The organism is Nonomuraea sp. NPDC051941 (genome assembly GCF_044593615.1).
On record NZ_JBIUCF010000002.1, the window covers coordinates 191583 to 207410 of the forward strand.

Below are 15828 nucleotides of genomic sequence, written 5' to 3' on the forward strand. Positions count from 1 at the left end.
CACTTGAGACGGCGCGACGGCTTCCTGATTATCAGTAAATACTGCTAGCATCCACACATGGATGACTTTGCGGCGGTCTTCATCGACTGGGCCGAGCGCTACGGACTCGACCGCGCCCGGGAAAGGTTTCAAAGAAATTTCCCGGAACAAATTGACGAGTGGGTCGCGGAATATCAGCGGCTTGTCGAGGGTGTGAAGATCGGCTATCCGCCCAAGATACTCTCCGCTCCCGGCCTGAAGCCTTGGTATCCTGGACCGCTTCCCCATCACAAGCGATGGCCCGCTTTCCGCAGGTCATTGACAAAGCTGTCAGGCGAAGCGCTGGAAAAACTGGACCAGTCGACATCGAAGATCATCGCCAATACTCACAGCCCGGACACCTCAGAATATCTGACAAAAGGCCTCGTAGTCGGATATGTACAGTCGGGCAAAACTACCAGCTTTACCGGAGTCGCAGCCAAGGCCGCCGATATCGGATACAAGTTAGTCATCGTACTGTCCGGCATTCACAACGGTTTGCGCCGGCAGACTCAGGAGCGACTACAGGCGCAGCTCATCGACACCGCCGGCGACGGAGCTTGGTTCCCATTGACGGATGCGACCAAGGACTTCTACCGGCCCTCGGCAACATTTGCCGCTCATCAGGGGGGTGATCGCACTATTCTGATTGTCGCAAAGAAGCAAAAGGACGTCCTCGCCAGACTCTTAAGTTGGCTTACCAGAGCGGCGAATGACGGAGCGCTCGCCAATGTCCCAGCACTGATCATTGATGATGAGGCAGATCAGGCGAGCGTCGCGACCGCAAAGATCAACCCTCAGATACGATCGCTACTCAGACTGTTTTCGCGTCGCGCCTACATCGGCTACACCGCCACCCCGTTCGCCAATGTCCTCATCGATCCATCCGTCCCCGACGAGCTGTATCCTGAGACGTTCATCCTCAATCTGCCCGAACCCGACGGTTATTTCGGCGCCGAGAGGATATTCGGACGGGACGCGATCGAAGGCGAATACGCAGGCCCACAGCTCGACGGCTATGACATGGTGCGCGTCGTTCCCGACAGCACCGTCGCGAAGATCCGTCCGGTGGGAAGGGGATCAGAGAACGGGTTCGTCCCGACTATCACCGACGAGCTCGCGGATTCCCTGCGCTATTTTATTCTCGCCACCGCAGCTCGACGGCACCGCGGAGACGACAGTCATTCCACAATGCTCGTGCACACCGGCATGAAGACTGTCATCCACGACGCTTACCGCAAGCCTCTACGTGGTTTCCTGGGGGATCTTTCCGGTGCAGTCGATCGTCAGGACCCCGACACGCTGGCTGAGCTGAAGGCCTTGTGGGAAAAGGAGACCAAGCGGGTGCCGGCGTCGCTGTTCGACGGTCTGACCCCGGTGTCCTTCGATGAGTTGGCAAGCCACCTACCCGAAGTCCTCGATGACGTGAAGGTGATCGTGGACAACTTCCGTAGCCGCGACAGACTCGACTACTCAGGTACACGCCCGGTGGTCGCCGTCGCAGTCGGCGGCAACACGCTTTCGCGAGGTCTGACTTTGGAAGGACTGGTCGTCAGTTTCTTCGTCCGCTCGGCCAACACCTACGACACCCTGCTGCAGATGGGCCGTTGGTTCGGCTACCGGCGCGGCTACGAGGACTTGCCACGCATCTGGATGACTAAAGGACTGGAAGCGGACTTCCGGCACCTGGCGACCGTCGAGGCCGAAATACGCTTGGACATCGCCCGCTATGAAGAGCAGAACATGTCTCCGCGCGAGGTCGGGATACGGATCAGGACTCATCCTGTCCTCAATGTCACCGCCAAGATGGGGGCCTCCCGCATCGCATACGCCTCCTACGGAGGCCGGCGGGTGCAGACGCGGTATTTCCGCGAGAAGGACGCCGCCTGGCTCGACGCAAACCGTATGGCGGCGACCACGCTAGTGACTGCCGCTATCACCGACGGAGTCAACGCCGACGACCGCAGGGACGGCACCGTGATCCTCTGGGACGTCGACGTCTCACATGTGCTCACCTTCCTCCAGACCTATCGCGTTCATGAGGACTCCCCCGATCTTGATCCGCGCCTGGTGACCGCATACATCGGCAAGGAGAGCCGACGCGCCGACCCCTCCCTGCTGACCTGGAACGTGGCACTGATGGGTGCTCCAGTCATCGATGAAGATCACGTCGTCGACTTCGGCGGCGGGATACGGCTCGGCACGATCAACCGATCATTGATCAAGAACACAGGTGGAGACAAGGCTGACATCAAGACGCTGATGTCCAAGGAGCACCGGGTCATCGACATGGACATCAGCGCACCGGAGGCACGCGGGAAGTCGGAAGGCGCACTGGTCGATCTACGTAACGCCAGCATCGAGCATGCAACGACCGGACTGCTCCTGCTGTACCCCATCGCCCGTGACTCCCAGCCCGATCCGACCAACGTCGATACACGCGTGCCGTTCAACGCCGCCGATCACGTGATCGGCATGGCGTTGGTCTTCCCGGGTAACGCCGAGGACAAGGTGCGCAACAAATACGTGCAGGTTGACACCAGCGGCGTCGATAGCTCCGAATATGACGAGGTCAACGACGCGCTCGAAGACACTCAAGATCCGGAGACGGCATGACGGCTGATGACCGGGCCTGGCAAGAGCAGCTGCGGAGACGTTGGACTCTGTTGCGTGCACGCCGCACCCCAACGGGCGTGGTGACCAGCGGCATGGGCGTCATGGTTGGCGTCGGTGCGGAAGTACTGGTAGGCCTCGACGCACGTGGGGACCACCATTTGCTCGTCCCCACTCACATTGATGCGCCCGTTGCCGAGGATTCTCAGGCCGCCTACGTCAGGATCCAACGATCCGAATTGGTCGTCGAGGGATACAACCGGATCTATGCCGATGTCGTCTGTCACCGAGCCGATCTGTCCGAGCTGTTCGACGACATCCTCGCCGCCATGCTCGCTCAACTCGCCTCCGGCACCGGAGAACGGCCCGATGTCGTGTGCAAACAGGTGCTGGACGAGTGGCGTGAACTATTGCGACGCCGCGGAGGCCTGCTCGGTGAGGACGCGCTGCGCGGCCTATTCGGAGAACTCATCATCCTTGAACAGATTCTGGCGGCAGCTGGCGCGCATGACCTGTCGGTGTGGCGCGGCCCCGACCGCGAACCTCACGACTTCCGTCTCGCCGAAGGTGACTTGGAAGTCAAAACCCTCGGCGCGACCGGATCAACGGTCCGCATCCACGGCATCGAGCAGCTCGAGCCGCCTGAAGGCGGCGACCTGCACTTAGTCGTAGTCCGACTGGTCGCCGACCTTGACGGGATCGCCCTACCCGATCTCGTCGAGCGGATTCGGCCGAAGGTGGGTGATCACCGAGCGTTCTCCCTCGCCCTGGCACGGGCTGGCTATGGCGAGGCTGATGGCGAGCACTACCGCGATCGCCGGTTCGCCGTCACGCAAATCGCCGCGCTAGCCGTCGGCGATGGATTCCCACGTATCTCGCCTTCGTCCCTAGCCGATACTCTGCCCGACGAGATCGGCGCCCTATCCTACACTCTGGACCTATCTTTTCTACTCCCCACCGCGCTCGACTCCGCTTCACTCGCCCCGCTGTTTGCGAAAGGAACTCCATTCTGAGCCCTGAACCATGCTGGTGGTCTGAGCCAGTAGCCGCCACCGGCTCAGCCAAAGCCGAAGGCGTTCGCAAGCAGTTGGGCACCCCTCGGATGGACCCGCTGACCGTCCTGGTTCGTGAGAGCGCCCAGAACAGCTTGGACGCAACTGATCCTGCCCTTGGCGGCGTCCGTTACAGCATCAGTCTGTCTCAGCCGCAGCCTGAGCGCCTACTGAATTGGTGCTCTCTACTATGCCCTGGGCCAGAACACGCTGGCGTCGGTGTTGAAGAACTCTTCGATGCGGGCGACCCAGTAATAGCAGTGATCAGTGACCGCGGCACTCAAGGGTTGGGCGGTCCACTGCGTGCTGACGTAGCACTCGGGCCCGGGGCCGACTTCGTCAAGCTCCTACGCAACATCGGTGAACCCCGCGACCGACGGTTCGGGGGAGGCACCTATGGTTTCGGCAAGGGGGCCCTGTTTAACGCCAGTAGCATCGGCACCATCTTGATCCGCACCCGCTGCCGTTGGCAGGGCCGCTTGCAGACCCGGCTGATCGCCGCCGCGCTTGGACCCGGATTCCAACGCAACGGTCGCATCTACACAGGCCGGCATTGGTGGGGCTCCATCACCGAGGAAGTCCCCGACCCAATACTGGACATCGAAGCGGAGAATATTGCCACCAGCCTCAATCTGCCGCCGATGCACCCAGATGAAACGGGCACCGACATCGCAATCGTGGGCGCACTCCTAGGAACGGTCAGCATGGGCGGAGACGACGATGACGAACGTCCTCGCACTGTTCGTCAGGCCGCCGAATACCTCGCGTCAGCGATGATGTGGAACCTGTGGCCGCTCATGCTGCGCACAGACGCCGGAGCCACACCCCTGCAGTGCAAGGTCACCGCCGATGATGTGAACATTCCTATACCGCGCCCGGAAGCGGAGCCGTACATCAGACCATTCGTCGACGCCTACCGAGCCTTGGACGACGCCCCGACGATCATCCGCCGGAAACGCCCCGCCACTGTGCTTGGCCGCTTTGCCGCCCGCACTGGTATTGCACCGATCCATGCAACCGCTACCTCACTGGCCGCCCCCTTCACTGGCTCGGCCCACCACTGCGCGCGAATGCGTGCACCACGACTGATCGTTGACTACCTGGAAGGGCCCCGTCTGACGGACGACATGGTGCACTACGGCGCTGTGTTCCTCGCTAATCCCGAACACGATCAAGCTTTCGCCGAAGCCGAACCACCGACTCACGATGCCTGGGTGCCAGAAAAACTAACTGGAGATGCTGCCAGCATCGTCCGCCGGGCTGAGGTGGAACTGCGCGCAGAGCTTGCGGCATACGCCGAACAGCAGAATGGCACGTCGCTAAGCGGCGGTGTTCAGCCACCGCTTGGTGCCCTATCCAATCGTCTGGCCGGACTGATTCCCACGGCGAGCGGCCCAGGGGCCGACGGCGGTGGGGGCACGTTCCAGCCCGGCCCTGGCGGAGCTCCCGCGGCGGCGCGAATCACCGAGGCACCCCGGATGGTACGCATGGACGGCACCTCACGTATCGTCACCAGGTTCCAGGTATATCCCGCCTCGCGCTCCATCACCGTCCAGGTCGTGACAGCCGTTGCCCTGGATGTCGGCAGCGAGAACGAACCGCCGGCTGGCGCGGACGTTCCAGCCGTCTTGGAACTACGCGACGGGACAGGTCGGATCGTTCCCGGTGATACTGTCACCGTGAGCCCGGCCGACCAACGAGACTGGACTGCGGTCATTCGCCCGGCGAGCGGCGCCGCAGCGAAGGTGCGGCTCCTTTCCGCCGAGGTCGATGGTGTATGAACCGCGGCGTCCCCCCGTTCCTGTTGCCCCATGCAGACGTCGTCAACGCCCGTCCCTGGCAGCTGCACCAGGACACCGGCAACATCCCGCTGCCGACATTCCTGCCCGACTGGGACTACAACACCGACCTTCACTTAACCCGCGAGATCCAGGTCGACACGATACGAGCCCTACAGGAAGCGACGCTACCTGGCACCACTCCGCTGCTGCTCGTCGTGGAATGGACCGCGGCCGCTGCACAGATATCCGACCGCGCCTGCCGCATCCCAGTGCCTGACAGCACCAAGGTCGCTGTGACTGCAGACATCCCCGGAGCGTTGCTCGGCGGCGCGCTAATTCTCACCACCCGCCTGGTCCTCGGCGAGGACACCCCTGCTGCAGAGCCCTTCCTCGCGCAACACGCTGGTGACGTCCTGTACGAAGACATCGTCCACGTCGAGTTGCAGGGCACTGCAGGCCGACTGCCCACATACGTGGTGGACTTTGCAGAGGCCGGCTTCCATCCTGATGCGCGCTGGCACGTCGAGTTGCCCACGAATCTGTCCGAACCGGCGATGGCCGCAGTACAGCTCTACCTCAACAGCGCGGACACGGAAATCATCAACGCTGCGAAGAAGGCAGCTGCACCGACACCGGTACAGCGGCGACTCCTTGCCTGGCTGGAAGCGGACCTGACCAGCCGGCTAGTCGAAGTAGCGCTAAAACCAGAGTGGCGTGAGACCTTGTATGACTATGTCAACGATGTTGACAGTATTGGTGCAAGCCTTGCTGCGCTGCTGTCGATGTTGTTCCCGCATGATTCCCCGGCAGCCTTGGCTGCGATGCGCGACAACGACCCTGGGCGATTTCACTCTCAGCTACAGGGCGCACTAAGACGGATGCGAGCACATCACGATGACGACGCTGTACCCCCGACTGTCTGATGCCGAGGGCCGGATTCTACTCAACCGGATCCAGCTCCAGAATGTAGGCACGCTTGCCCATGATACGCGGCTCGACCACCCGCTCATTTATGCGCCGACCGGTGGCATCCCCGCTCGCCGAGAACACCTCGAGGCGGTCGCTCGTGCGATTCGCCAATGCGCCAAGGTTCACGGCTACCCCGATCACGTCGACAAGTTCACACTCGGAGCCTTCGATCGCGCCTTAGCCACCGTCGTGTTCGAGGACACCGACATGGCTCCCGCCGAGGCCGCCGCACCCGAGGTGTGGACTTACATGGCGATCCGTCTGGTGCCCGACGTTGTCATGTGGCGCTGGCAACCTAAGTACAACGAACAGCGTTGGATCGGCCGCGGCCTGGTCCGGCATACGCTTGGTCGGTTGTGGTGGCAAGCGTACGCCCTTGGTGTTCCAGCTGGTGACGGGCGTGACTATACGCTGCTTGACATGCTGTCCGAAGCCGATCTCAATCAGGTTTTCGAACGCCGCAGCATCGGTGGTACCCCGCCGCTGGCTCGTGCTCTCGTCGCAGAGCTCGCTGACTCCCGAATCACCGTATCAGATCTTACGCGCCGCATCATCGTCCGCGATGTGACTAAGCGGGTTTGCCGCCTCATCCCGTTCACTTCTTTCCTGGCTCTTGACGAGCATCAAATTCGGATGCGAATTCGAGGCATCGTAACCGAATCCTTGAAAGCTCTGGCAGAAGAAAGCTCGCTTGTCCCGGATGAAAGGTGAATATTGAAACAAGCCCGGTGACATGCTCACCCATCTGAAGAATCGGGCCGGTGCGTTCCGTTTTCTGATTCAGGATCAGGACACAAATTCACCGACATCTTGATGAGGTCATCGCAGGCGACGTCATTCACGTTCTGCATATCCCGCCTCGGCGCCTTGGGCAGACGCGTTCGCCGAGCGATGGGTAAACACCGCACGGCCCCACGGAGTGCACCGGCCGACTACTCGTCTTCGGCGGCCAGCATCTCTATACCGTGCTGGACGAGTAGGCCGACCATCACAATTAGCACCGCCCGCACCGCTCACTCGATCTCCGAGTTCCCACCGACGACGACTTCGACATGGATCCACTGCCGATGGACCGGATCGAGCGTCGTCACGTTCTCGGCGGGCTGACTCTCGAGTATCAGCAGGCCAGATCATCAACAGGGCGCAAGCATGAGGCATGCCAGGGCCTGGAAGCTCAGTTTGACGCCCTTCAGAGTTCGTCCGGTTGGACAGTAGCCTCGCCAGGCCGGCCGGCGCGGAGCGCGTCGAGAGCGCGCTGGCATACAGCGTGCCAGACTTCTCCGCCCTGATCACGCACCAGGACGCTGGCGACGACATCCTCGTCGCATGTCTTTCCGTGCCAGGAACACTTCGCCTGGCCGGCCCGCGAGCCTCCCCGATGATGGCTGGCATCAAAGTCGCGCTCCTGTACCATCTGGGATTTCATGGCGGCTTCGCTCGCCGGCGGATCAGGGGGCACGTAGCCGTATTCTTTGAGACGCAACCGGGCCTGTTCTCGCTCGTCGTCGGTGAACAGTGATGCGAACCTGCTGTGCAGGACGACGGCTTCGACACTGAGGTCAAGACGGTTGCGCTCCCATAGCGCGGTGAATCCATCGGAAACGCTGGTCGCGCTCAACAATTGTCGTGCGCTGGCGAGCCCGCCACGCTCAGAGACCATTTTGAGGAAGTAGGTTGCAGAATATCCTGCCTCCTTTTTGGCTCTCTTGTAGAGGTCCACCATGGCGACATGAAATTCGCGCTCCAGAGCCACGGCGTTCGCGGCCGGAGATACGCTCGGTCCTGCCTTCGGCCTCACCGAAGGCAGGCTCGATGAACCCGCCCTGTGCTGCGCCGAGGTGGCCGGAGGTGGCGGCTGCGAAGGAGCAGGCCTGCTGAGCGGCTGGTAAGCCCTGTTCCGGATCAGAGTCAGTTGCCCTGCGGTATTGCGATCGCGTTTTTGCGGTAACGGGCGCCCCTTGCCGCGCATGACGGCGCGGACGTGGTTGTAGATGGTATCCAGGTCCAGCAGCGGGCCTCGCCCGTCAAGCCCGTCCTGGCAGATTCGTAGTAGTTCGGCGGTGAAAGCCGTGTGTGGCTCACCCGCGGGCGCCAGCGCCTTCTGATTCTCTGCCGTTGCGGCCAGGACGTAGGTGCCCTCGGTGCTGGCCTCGTCGACGGCGGCGGTGATGGGATCAGCCATCGTTCCCAAGGCCCGCCCGCTGTAACAGCAATCCAGGATGACGATGCGGCGGGCCGCGCGACTACCCAGCAGCGCGTCTCGAATGTGGCCATAGGGCACCGCGGTGTACATGCGCTGAGAATCGGACCCCATCAAGGCCAGGTGCAGGTCCCCACGCACGTGATCGATCAGGCCGTGACCGGCGTAGTAGAGGACCAAGGTGTCGGTGGCCTCATCCGCAGCACGCACGACCGGATCCAGCATGTCTGCACTCGTCACCGGATCCGGCACGATCGCTACATGCTCGCCGGGAAGGCCCCAGACCTCACTCGCGGTCAGCACCTCCGCGAGGGACAACAGGTTGTCCTCGACCGAGGCCAGAGCGGGAAGGGAATCGTAGCGCGCCGTCCCGATCAGCACGGCCCGAGATAGGAGGGGATCTGGAACCCTGCTCATGATTGGTCTGGTTCGAGCATACGGACGATTTTCTCGACCGTCTCAGGATCGCCTTCTTCTAGAACGATCTTCGCGCCGTTGTACTCAATCGTGATGGATGGCTTGGCCGGGCGGGTGGAGCGCCAGGAAACATAGGCGAGCGCGAAGGTGAGCACCTGGAAGCCACTGTTCGTGATGAGTTCGATCACTTCCAGCGCCGAACCCATCTCCCCGTCTTCGACGGGAGCACCCCCCAGTCGAATCTTCGTATGCCTGCGTACCTCAGGGTCGTCCATCAACCACCCGCGGAGGGAGCGCAGCTCCTGCTCGGAACCGCTGCCATCGAATCGAATGCAGATCGACATGCTGATCTCTTTCTGCGCCGTGAGCCAAACTACGCTCGATCGACTTTCCTACAGGACATCACGTTTCTCACGTCGATTCGATGCAAAGACCGCACAATGAGACCCTGGCAAGGGAGTCCGCGCACGTCTAGGCCGATTCTGACGAGCTGAACCCATGGCGCGGGGAGGGACACTGTCATCTGCATCAGCGCCGAAGCCGCCTACAGGCTCGCCGCGCGTGCCGTCTCACAGCACGCTCCAACTTGTCACCGCCGTCACACCACTGCCAGAAAACCGAGACATCTGCTGCGTAATCACCTACGGGGATGGAGGCCCTCAGGAACGCTGCTGGGCAAGACCGTGACCTGAGCGCCAAAACTACTCCGACTTCGTGAAGGCCTTGGTGTGGCCGCCTGGCGCACAAAAACGCCCAAAACCTCGACTATGCTGCCGCGTAGTCGAAAGCTCTGATGCGTCTACTGAACCGGAGCAACTCCATCCTGTTCCGTGGAGGCCACCGCGGTGCTACCTAGCTGAGGTGAGAGCAGCTGAGGTGATCTGTATGCCGCGGAAGGGGCGAGAGGAGGCTTCAGAGTCCTCCGCGACGTCGAGGTAGCAATTCTTGGGCAAGCTACCCCTCGGACCGCTCTCCGGGCGCCCATGCCAGTTCAGCAAGCTCCCTCGACGGAGCCTCATTTGCCTCATATCGTCACATGAGCCAGAAACAGTAGCCTCAACGGTTCCGAAGGATCCTCGGGTTGATGGCAACGCAGGAACAGATCAATGCCGCCCGGCGCACGATCGAGCGAGTGCGTGACCAGCACGCCAACGACGTGCGCAAGCTCATCAACCTGCTCGAGAGCGGCGCGATGAAGGGCAAGGCCGCCGACAGGCTCATCCAGGATTGCCAAGACTGGGAAGCGGCCTACAAGGGCGTCTTTCGCCGAGCACTCGCGGCGATCGAAGCCACGCCCGTACAGACCGAGCCGTTCGAGTGGCCGGGTCCGCCATACCTGCCGCCTCCTGATTGGGTCCGCCGATGAGCCCTGCTCCTAATCGGATCGGCATTGACCCCCTACTCATGACGCAGCTGATAGCTGAGATCAAGCGCTTACAGCAGTCGTTCTCCGAGGCGGACGCCCAGATTCAAGGTGCGCTGAGCTCCATCGGCACCACCGTGTCCGGGCCAGGACTGCTGAAGGACATAGGCTTTCAGGCCGCACAGCACGTGCCCAGCTTGCAGCGGCGCCTAGACCTCATCATCTCCACCCAAAAGATCGGGCTCGACAAGGGAGTGGTCTGGGCTGACGAGACGTTGTGGGTGTCCAGCTCGCCGGCGAGTGGGGCGGCAGCGGCCAAGTCCGTCGCCGATCGACTACGCCAGGCGGGCAAGGACGTTTCTGCAAGCAGCAAGGAGGCACTCGGCCACGAGGTCCTGGAACTGCTGGAGAAATACCAGCACGACCCCTATTTCGCCGTCGCCTTCGCCAAGGAGATGCCACCCAAGGAACTCAAGGCGCTCTTGCGCGATCTCTACGGGAGGAACCCCTACGGGCCCGGTACATCCGGATCAGTACCGTCCCCAGAGGTGGACCGGCTGTTGCGGGTCTTGAGCGTGACCTTGGGAACGGCGTCGCGAGGCGCCGGCGATTCGAAGCTGCCCAAGGGCTACGTGGACGAGCTCATCGCAAGCGATGCCACGCCGGCCAACGGAGAGATCGTCGATGAGCTCCTGCGGTACGGAAAGTTCGACGACGCCTTCCTACGCGAGGTCGCCAACAAGGTCTTCGACAATGAGCAGAAGCCAGCCACCGAGCGACAGGAGATCGTCAGGTTCGGTCCGGGGTTGGCCGCGGCCCTGGCCAACAATCCTAGGGTCACGCAGGACTTCTTCACCGACCCCGCACGCAGGCCCTTGAGTTTCCTGATGCGAGAGAACACCTGGAGCGACGGCGGCAAGGAACTCGGCCGGGCGATCGAGGCCGCGACCAGAACGTTCCGTGACCACGGCCAGTCTCCAGAGACGTCACGGGGGTACAAGTCGGCTCTCATCGCGTCCTGGGCCGTCCACTTCTGGGCAGACCCCAAAGCCCAGGAAGCCCTCCCCGACGCTCGAGGCAGCGCCACCCGCATCTTCTCCGCCTACATGAGTGATGTGCATCGCGTCGCCAACGGCAGCATTCCAGAGCGGCCAGGTGTCAACCCTCTGCCGGACAGCGACTCGAACCTTCCTGGCAACCAGCCGTATGGAGCCATGTTCGACCGTGACGAGCTCAAGAGCGCAATGACGTGGGCGGCAGCAGACCCTCAGGCATACAAGACCTTCATCGAAGCGCACGGAGAGTACAGCCTGGCCGTACTGGACGTCCGGGCGGCCAAGGTCGCTGACTCAATCGATTCTGCCTTCACCGTCTGGCAGCGTCGCCACCCTGACGCAACGGAAGCGGAACAGAGCGAATATCGACAGGAGTTGCTGAAAGAGAAGATGGCGACCAGCTCGGGAACATTCAACTCGCAGGTGTATGCCCTCAGCAAATCGCTCTTCTTCGCAGTCGACGCCGGAAACCTTGCGAGCATCAAGGAAGCGGACCGAAAAGATCAGATCAATCAGGCGTTCACCGATGGCATCACGAGGACCGGCAAGCTGATCATCACCGCCGCCGGGGACGGAGCCTCAGCCATCTACGAGTTCGCGGAAAGCTACGCCAGCGACAACATCGAGTTCACTGAGGGTGAGGCTGCGCGCGGCAAAGCGGAAGACAAGCTCGTCCAGAGTCAGGAACTCTTCAAGGACATGACGGCCAATGTGATGATGCGGCACGGGCTATTCGGTGACGCGGCAGCTCCGGACAGCGCTCATCCGCATGCCTTCATCAACTCCCCCAAAGGATCAGATTCCGATTTCATGGTAGACGGCCGGATCAAACCGCGTAGCCAGATGGACTCGGCAGAAGCGCTTGCTTACGAGGATTGGTTGACGAAATCACCAGCCTCAGGGATCTTCAAGGCCACCGCAGATTCTGTTCGCGACGGTTTCCTGCTACCTGTGCCGCCATACCCGGAGAAGAAGGAATGAGAGTTCGGCTTCCAGCAGCTCTGCTGACGATCATCCTCGCAGCCGGAGGCGCATGCTCGCCCGCCCCGCCACCTCCTCAACCTATGGACCGGCGCCCACTGGGCAACGTAACGGCGCCACCCGATGAGTGCGGAGTCATTTCCACCGATTCCATCGCTCTCGCCGTAGGGCTGAGCAATTTCCGCGCAAGCGGCTCCACGTCGGCGGCTGACTTCTCACATTGTGTCATCACGAAATCATCCGAAGCCGGAAGCGAAGCGGTGATGTCCGTCGAGCTCCACGATCCGCTCGATACCCCCGTGGACAACCTGGAATACGCGAAAACCAAGGACAACGGCTCCGATCTGCCTGACGGCGTCAAACCCGGCTATAGCGCCCTCATCAAGGACACGGGCGGGAACACCATCGGAGCCAAGGCGCTGAGCTGGACACCGGACGGCCGCAAGATGCTCGTCATCCAGATCGTGCGCGGCGCACCCGGCCGAGATCACCGAGCCGACGTCGTCGAATTCATGCGGCAACTCAGACCGACACTTCTCGCCTGAGTAGCCGATCATCGACTCGCTCGGGGTTATCGCCGACGGTGATGAGCATCTGGAGAGCGGTCTCAGTACCGGTGCCGCGCTGGGCGGTAAGTTTGGGGGCAACGGCGGCCACCAGCCGGGGCGAGCTGGGCGTCCAGTTCGGCGTTCTCCTCGCTCAGGTGTCGGTGGCGGGGGGTCACACTCAGCAGGCGCAGTGCCGCCCGTTCCATGCCGGGGTTACGTATGCATTCACCCGCTGCTTGTGGTGGCTGAGCGAGGAGCCGACAGGTGGAATCTCTCAGGCAGACCGAGCGTGGCGTCCCGTGGTGGGAACGCTGCGACATGACGCGCGGCAGGGAGTGAAGCGGCCCCGGGTCGGGCCGGGGCCGAAAGCAGATACATGCAGGTTATTCGTTCAGAGCCTCGTTGATCTTGCCATTAATGTGCTCTTGCTGGCCGTCCACGCATTTCGCGTAAACCCGCAGCAGGACATCCACGCTATGGCCGGCGCGCTTGGCGACTTCGACGGCCGGGACGCCCGCGTTCAACCAAAGCGAAACTGCCGCGTGCCGCAGGTCGTACGGTCGAGCAGCCAAAGACGAGGCGAACTGCGCCGGGGTGAGTGCGAGTTTGCGAGCTTCCTGCCAGACGTAGGAATGCGCCGAACTGGAGTAGGTGCCACCGGTGCCCGTGTGGAAGACTCTGCCGTCCGCGGTGGTGCCGTACTCGGCGATGTGCTCACGAAGCATGGCGACCAGGACGGGCGGGATGGGGATCTCTCGTGTTTCCTTGTCCGCGCGGTGCTTCAGGTTGCGCGACTCGTGGGTCTCGCCGGAGTTGGTCCAGCGCTTCGTTCCCTGGGGCCGCGCCTTTTCCAGGACGATCAGGCCCCAGCCTGCGTCCGGCAAGGTGCAGTTGGTCAGCCGCAGGTCCGCCGCTTCCTCCGGCCGAAGCGCGGCGTAGTAGACGCATGCGAACAGGGTCTTGAGCCGACGACCGCGCTTGCGACCTACTTTGGGCACTGCGTCAAGAAGTTGCCGCGCTTGGGTGGGGTTGACCACCGTGCGAGGATCAACAAGTGTCACCAGCTTGGGTACTCTCCTTTTGATCTTGTCCAGCGGGTTGCTGTGGAACAGTTGCTCCTCAACTGCATGCTCCAGCAGGTGATGCAGAATGGCGCGCTTGCGTCGTACCGTGTTGGCTGCCGCCGGTGTGCCGGAGAAGGTGATCGAGATGGCGTCGAGGGCCTTGCGAAGGACCTGTGCCTCTTGCAAGGCCGTCAGCGGTAGAGAGGTCCTTTCCAACCAGTTCATAGCCACGGCTTGTGCCGTTGTCAGGTCGGCCCGCCGCTTCTCCGGGAGCAGCGCATGGATCCGGAGAACCTCCCTGAGTTCCCCAACGGTGGGACGGTGCGGTGCGTCTGTGACCAGCGCAGGGACGAGAGACAGCAGTGCGTACGCGTCTGTCTCGCGGGTTCGAGGCGCTGTCGAGTTCCAGCGCCGAAGGAGGTACTCCTGAGCGAACTGCAGGAGGGATGGCCCGGAGGATTGCCGTGCGCGCTTCGACACCGGGAGACCTGTGGCGAGGTCGAACTCCTCCCCCACCTTGGTCGCCTGCCGCAAGTCGGACATGAAGGCCTTGGCCAGGCCCTTGGTCCGGAAGCTTTTCGACCTCTCCTTGCCGGCCACTCGCCAGCGAGCGATGTAGGTGGGTGCACTTCTATTGGAGCGCTGCTGGACATATCCCAGTTTCACGTCATACGTGGTGCTCACCTCGACTCCCGCCGTGAGTCGAGCCAGGCCATAAGATCGCTCCGCCAGACGCGGAGTTCGAGGTTGGGCAGTTGGACGCAGACTGGTGCGCGGCCAAGCTGACGCCAGCGGTAGAAGGTGCGGCGGGACACGCCGCCCAGCTCTTTGAGGACCTGAGGAACGGTCAGCAGCTCGTCATGCCTGGTCATCGACCAACACCCGCGTTTGGAGCACCGGTACTGACGTGACCGCTCTCTGCGGGGCCGGGTGAACCACGGCACGTCGCACCTTGCGGTGGACGTGGCGGACACTGTCCGGCTCATCGGTGGTGTTGTCGTGGCACAGGAGCCCGCCCGGGGTGCGGTTTGGGTGGTTCACACTGCCATGCAGGTGAAGGCGTCGACGGGGCTCGCCGGTTCTGCAGATCTGACTGGCCCCGCAGTCGTCAGTTTCGGCATTCAGCCAGTCGGTCGTCCCAGTGGTGGTGCGGGAATGAGCAAGGTTGTCCAAAATGTACGTCTTTCCTCTCCGGTGATCTGATCTGCCCGCGGCTCGACAGGTGTCCTGGCGGACGTACGGTCCGGCGATCACCGCATGGTGGGTGATTGCCGGCCCGGCTGAGGCACGGGCTATGGACGCTCACCTCTGGCCGCGTCGTCAAGTCCAGCGGCTTGGCGCGCTCACGTATCGCGGCAGCTCAGCGTGGGCCCGAACCGCCGGGCGGATGAAGCGGGCCAGGGAGCGGTTCTCGGTGGCTTGCGGAAGACGAGCAGATCTTCGTACGCGATGGCGTGGACCGGCAGTCCACCCGCCCAGCCCTTACATGCTTCGACCAGTTGGAAGAACGACGCGCGGTTCCGCAGCTTGCCGCGGCCCGGCCCGCACGGCGGGCACACGATCCGGTCGGTGAGCACCAGCACGGTGCGCTGGGCCACCTTCTGTACGTGGCTGGGCAGCTCAACTAACTCTCCCCGGTGCCGGTACGGACGAACCGTCACCGCGACCACGCCACTCGGCCGCAATAGCTGGGTGCAGCCAGTCGGATCTGGGCGAACCCATCCAGCATTGGTGAGCTAGGTAGGTGCGGTCGCGCAGATGAGCCCT

13 protein-coding genes are annotated in these 15828 nt (G+C 62.4%); 8 read left to right on the forward strand and 5 right to left on the reverse strand.

Features of this window, described 5'->3' with window-relative positions; translation table 11 throughout:
* Window positions 1-57 precede the first annotated feature (57 nt).
* The 5 genes from ACIHFD_RS04740 (at window position 58) to ACIHFD_RS04760 (ending at window position 7144) form a co-directional block, all read left to right on the forward strand.
* On the forward strand, window positions 58-2634 hold the full coding sequence (locus ACIHFD_RS04740) for a Z1 domain-containing protein (RefSeq protein ID WP_397365620.1): 2577 nt from the start codon (window positions 58-60) through the stop codon (window positions 2632-2634).
* Window positions 2631-3644, forward strand: coding sequence for a PD-(D/E)XK motif protein (locus tag ACIHFD_RS04745; RefSeq protein WP_397365621.1), 1014 nt, complete (start codon window positions 2631-2633; stop codon window positions 3642-3644). Before ACIHFD_RS04740 ends, ACIHFD_RS04745 begins: the two co-directional genes overlap by 4 nt.
* Before the next feature lie 485 nt (window positions 3645-4129).
* Window positions 4130-5464, forward strand: a complete 1335-nt coding sequence (locus tag ACIHFD_RS04750; RefSeq protein WP_397365622.1) for a hypothetical protein — start codon at window positions 4130-4132, stop codon at window positions 5462-5464.
* A complete protein-coding gene (locus ACIHFD_RS04755; protein WP_397365623.1) occupies window positions 5461-6387 on the forward strand; it encodes a hypothetical protein in 927 nt (308 codons plus the stop codon). Before ACIHFD_RS04750 ends, ACIHFD_RS04755 begins: the two co-directional genes overlap by 4 nt.
* Window positions 6359-7144 carry a DUF6339 family protein gene (locus ACIHFD_RS04760; protein WP_397365624.1) on the forward strand — a complete coding sequence of 262 codons (786 nt, stop codon included), beginning with the start codon at window positions 6359-6361 and terminating at the stop codon, window positions 7142-7144. The genes ACIHFD_RS04755 and ACIHFD_RS04760 overlap by 29 nt, the downstream gene beginning before the upstream one ends.
* A gap of 478 nt (window positions 7145-7622) precedes the next feature.
* Here ACIHFD_RS04760 and ACIHFD_RS04765 read toward each other — a convergent pair whose 3' ends face one another.
* A complete protein-coding gene (locus tag ACIHFD_RS04765) occupies window positions 7623-9014 on the reverse strand; it encodes a caspase domain-containing protein (protein ID WP_397365625.1) in 1392 nt (463 codons plus the stop codon).
* Window positions 9015-9046: 32 nt separating this feature from the next.
* Window positions 9047-9394, reverse strand: coding sequence for a hypothetical protein (locus ACIHFD_RS04770; RefSeq protein WP_397365626.1), 348 nt, complete (start codon window positions 9392-9394; stop codon window positions 9047-9049).
* Between the two features lie 740 nt (window positions 9395-10134).
* On the opposite strand from ACIHFD_RS04770, the gene ACIHFD_RS04775 reads away from it, so the two are divergent.
* The 3 genes from ACIHFD_RS04775 (at window position 10135) to ACIHFD_RS04785 (ending at window position 12994) form a co-directional block, all read left to right on the forward strand.
* Window positions 10135-10416, forward strand: a complete 282-nt coding sequence (locus ACIHFD_RS04775) for a hypothetical protein (protein ID WP_397365627.1) — start codon at window positions 10135-10137, stop codon at window positions 10414-10416.
* A gap of 38 nt (window positions 10417-10454) precedes the next feature.
* Window positions 10455-12449, forward strand: coding sequence for a hypothetical protein (locus ACIHFD_RS04780; RefSeq protein ID WP_397365628.1), 1995 nt, complete (start codon window positions 10455-10457; stop codon window positions 12447-12449).
* Window positions 12450-12532: 83 nt separating this feature from the next.
* Window positions 12533-12994, forward strand: coding sequence for a hypothetical protein (locus ACIHFD_RS04785; RefSeq protein WP_397365629.1), 462 nt, complete (start codon window positions 12533-12535; stop codon window positions 12992-12994).
* Window positions 12995-13380: 386 nt separating this feature from the next.
* On the opposite strand, the gene ACIHFD_RS04790 is transcribed toward ACIHFD_RS04785, so the two are convergent.
* The 3 genes from ACIHFD_RS04790 to ACIHFD_RS04800 all read right to left on the reverse strand — a co-directional run bounded on the left by ACIHFD_RS04790 (window position 13381) and on the right by ACIHFD_RS04800 (window position 15722).
* The gene (locus tag ACIHFD_RS04790) at window positions 13381-14745 is read right to left on the reverse strand and encodes a tyrosine-type recombinase/integrase (RefSeq protein ID WP_397365630.1); all 1365 of its coding nucleotides are present in this window, start codon (window positions 14743-14745) and stop codon (window positions 13381-13383) included.
* Window positions 14742-14933: a helix-turn-helix domain-containing protein gene (locus ACIHFD_RS04795; RefSeq protein WP_329591107.1), complete on the reverse strand. Its 192-nt coding sequence runs from the start codon at window positions 14931-14933 to the stop codon at window positions 14742-14744. Before ACIHFD_RS04795 ends, ACIHFD_RS04790 begins: the two co-directional genes overlap by 4 nt.
* A gap of 471 nt (window positions 14934-15404) precedes the next feature.
* A complete protein-coding gene (locus ACIHFD_RS04800; protein ID WP_397365631.1) occupies window positions 15405-15722 on the reverse strand; it encodes a hypothetical protein in 318 nt (105 codons plus the stop codon).
* Between the last annotated feature and the right edge of the window lie 106 nt (window positions 15723-15828).

Bases quoted from the DNA above. Each gene is read 5' to 3' on its own strand.
- ACIHFD_RS04740 (WP_397365620.1), top strand. From the start codon at position 58: ATGGATGACTTTGCGGCGGTCTTCATCGACTGGGCCGAGCGCTACGGA.
- ACIHFD_RS04745 (WP_397365621.1), top strand. From the start codon at position 2,631: ATGACGGCTGATGACCGGGCCTGGCAAGAGCAGCTGCGGAGACGTTGG.
- ACIHFD_RS04755 (WP_397365623.1), top strand. From the start codon at position 5,461: ATGAACCGCGGCGTCCCCCCGTTCCTGTTGCCCCATGCAGACGTCGTC.
- ACIHFD_RS04760 (WP_397365624.1), top strand. From the start codon at position 6,359: ATGACGACGCTGTACCCCCGACTGTCTGATGCCGAGGGCCGGATTCTA.
- ACIHFD_RS04770 (WP_397365626.1), bottom strand. From the start codon at position 9,394: ATGTCGATCTGCATTCGATTCGATGGCAGCGGTTCCGAGCAGGAGCTG.
- ACIHFD_RS04775 (WP_397365627.1), top strand. From the start codon at position 10,135: ATGGCAACGCAGGAACAGATCAATGCCGCCCGGCGCACGATCGAGCGA.
- ACIHFD_RS04780 (WP_397365628.1), top strand. From the start codon at position 10,455: ATGACGCAGCTGATAGCTGAGATCAAGCGCTTACAGCAGTCGTTCTCC.
- ACIHFD_RS04785 (WP_397365629.1), top strand. From the start codon at position 12,533: ATGGACCGGCGCCCACTGGGCAACGTAACGGCGCCACCCGATGAGTGC.
- ACIHFD_RS04795 (WP_329591107.1), bottom strand. From the start codon at position 14,933: ATGACCAGGCATGACGAGCTGCTGACCGTTCCTCAGGTCCTCAAAGAG.